Genomic DNA, 2,275 nt, shown 5'->3' with positions numbered 1-2,275 from the left:
GAGCCTCCTGTCGAGCAGCCCGCGAGGAGGGCGACGGCGCTCACGGCGGTGAGGGCGGGCAGGAGTCGACGCGGGAGATGCACCGCAGCATCCTGAGCCATCGCGGGGGATCCCCGGCGCTCCTCGCCCAAGTTCTTAGACTGTCGTCGTGACTTCCGTGCTGCCCCGGACCGAGACCGACGACGCCCTGACCGGCCGCAGGATCGTGACGGAGGTGCCCGGCCCGCGCTCGCTCGCCCTCCACGAACGTCGCCTCAGGGCCGTGCCGGTCGGCGTGAGCAGCACGCTGCCCGTCTACATCGCGCGTGCGCACGGCGCGGTGATCGAGGACGTCGACGGCAACCGCTTCCTCGACCTCGGCGCCGGCATCGGCGTGACGACGATCGGGCACACCGACGACGCGGTCGTCGCGGCCGCGAAGGCGCAGCTCGGCGACTTCCTGCACACCCTCTTCACGATCACGCCGTACGAGTCCTACGTGCGCGTCGCCGAGCTCGTGGCGGAGCGCACGCCCGGATCGTTCGCGAAGAAGACGGTGCTGGTCAACTCGGGAGCGGAGGCGGTCGAGAACGGGGTGAAGATCGCCCGCAAGTCGACCGGTCGCCGCGGGGTCGCGGTGCTGGACCACGGCTACCACGGCCGCACGAGCCTGACGATGGCGATGAACTTCAAGGCGATGCCGTACGGCGCCGGTTTCGGCCCGTTCCCCGGCGACGTGTACCACGCGCCGAACTCCTACCCCTTCCGCGACGGCCTGTCCGGCGAGGAGGCCGCCGCCCGCACGATCGGCTACCTCGAGAAGCTGGTCGGAGCCGAGGACCTCGCGATCCTGGTCGTGGAACCCATCCAGGGCGAGGGCGGCTTCCAGACGCCGGCCGAGGGCTTCCTACCCGCCCTGCAGCGCTGGGCGAACGCGAACGGCGTCGTGATCGCCGCGGACGAGATCCAGAGCGGCATGGGGCGCACCGGCGCCTGGTTCGCCTCCGAGCACTTCGGGTTCGAGCCGGACCTGGTGTTCTTCGCGAAGGGCATCGCCGCCGGGCTGCCGCTCGCGGGCGTGACGGGCCGCGCGGAGATCATGGACGCCGCCCAGCCGGGCGGACTGGGCGGCACCTTCGGCGGCAATCCCGTCGCCGCCTCCGCGGCGGTCGCGGTCTTCGAGCAGATCGAGCGGCAGGGCCTGCTCGCCGCCGGTCGCCGCATCGAGGCGCGCCTCCGCCCCGCGCTCGAGGCCCTCGCCGCCGAGTTCGACGTGATCGGGGACGTGCGCGGCCGGGGCGCGATGATGGCGATCGAGCTCGTCGAGCCCGGCACCCGCGACACGACGAAGGTCCCGAACGCCGCGGCCGTGAAGCGCATCGCCGATTTCGCCGCGCAGCAGGGCGTGCTGATCCTCACCGCGGGGACCTGGGGCAACGTGATCCGCTTCCTCCCGAGCCTCGTCATCACCGACGAGCAGCTCGACGACGCGATCTCGGTGCTGCGGGAGGCGCTCGCCTCGCTCTGACACCGGAGGGCGACCGAGCGCTTCAGGTCGGGAGGCGGACCCGACGCGGTGCGCCTTCGGCCGGGAGGAGCACGACCTCGTCCGGGCCGGTCACCGGGGGCAGCGGCTCGGTCGTCCCGAGCAGCGCCCGGAGGTCTCCTGCGCTGCACCCGTCGGCCAGCACGGTCGCGGTCGCGCGGAGCGCCCCGAGTGCCCGCCACTCCGTCTGCCACTCGGTGGGCGACCCGACGACCGCGGTGCCGACGCCGGGGTCCGGCGGCGCGGCGCCGGGGGCGACGACGGTCCACCCGGCCGCTGCCAGCAGGTCACCGCGCAGCCTCGGCCGCGCGGTGAGCAGCACGACGGGACCCGGAGGAAGCGGCGGCGCGGACGGCACCTCCTCCGGCTCCGCCGACGGGGTCAGCGCCAGCTGGACCCGGGCGCCCGCGCACCAGCCACGGCCCGGCGCGGCGCCCGCCGCCCAGGTCGCCCGGGTTCCGCCGAGCGCCAGGTGGTCGTCCAGGCCGAGGCCGAGCAGCACCGTCTCGTCGAACAGCCCGACGACGCCCCGGAGCGGCAGGCCGGCCCACGCGGACGGTCCGCGCGCGGTCACCACCGTCGGTGCTGCGGCGGGATCGCGGAGGCGCGCGGCGAGCCGCTCGAGCGCGGGCCCGCGGTGCCCGTCCCCGAGGGCATCGAGCAGGTGATCGAGGTCGTCGACGAGCAGCGGGACGTCGCGGTCGCCGATCCGGTCCCAGAGCACGGCCGGGTCGGCGGGCGTCGGTGCGA

At 74.7% G+C, this 2,275-nt stretch carries 1 protein-coding gene and 1 pseudogene; one reads left to right on the top strand and one right to left on the bottom strand.

Features of this window, described 5'->3' with window-relative positions:
* Positions 1-148: 148 nt before the first annotated feature.
* On the top strand, positions 149-1,507 hold the full coding sequence (gene gabT, locus ACFE67_RS14915) for a 4-aminobutyrate--2-oxoglutarate transaminase (protein WP_375407654.1): 1,359 nt from the start codon (positions 149-151) through the stop codon (positions 1,505-1,507).
* Between the two features lie 22 nt (positions 1,508-1,529).
* Here gabT and ACFE67_RS14910 read toward each other — a convergent pair.
* Positions 1,530-2,275: pseudogene (locus ACFE67_RS14910) on the bottom strand (hypothetical protein); the annotation flags it as partial.

The organism is uncultured Amnibacterium sp. (assembly GCF_964244015.1).
Classification (GTDB): Bacteria; Actinomycetota; Actinomycetes; order Actinomycetales; family Microbacteriaceae; genus Amnibacterium.
Note: the sequence above shows the minus strand (reverse complement) of the source record. Positions and strands in the feature narration are given on the sequence as shown.